Below are 291 nucleotides of genomic sequence, written 5' to 3' on the forward strand. Positions count from 1 at the left end.
CTCATGAAGTGGGGACGACTAAACGAGTAAGTTTTATTGATGCCACCTCATCGCAGACGTTAAGTAAACTCCCTGATATTGAAGTGTCAGCGATTAAAATGTATCTAGCAGATTTAGTTTCTAAAGGTTTACTATATGACGAAGGTATCGGTAGAGCGGACGCAAGAGCTCTTCAATTGCTGCGACCAAATGAAACGTCATATTGGTTTATTCATTGGATTAAAGGGCAAGCTTCCTAACAAACTGTTTAAGAGTGATTCGAAACGCGTGGCATTTTCACTATGCGTTGCG

General features: G+C 40.9%; 1 protein-coding gene. It reads left to right on the forward strand.

From position 1 onward, the window contains the following. The coding region (locus O4H47_RS17870) for a hypothetical protein (RefSeq protein ID WP_269395381.1) at positions 1-239 on the forward strand (239 nt) is incomplete at its 5' end. Between the last annotated feature and the right edge of the window lie 52 nt (positions 240-291).

It is taken from the genome of Maritalea porphyrae (assembly GCF_027213965.1).
GTDB classification, from domain to species: domain Bacteria; phylum Pseudomonadota; class Alphaproteobacteria; order Rhizobiales; family Devosiaceae; genus Maritalea; species Maritalea porphyrae_A.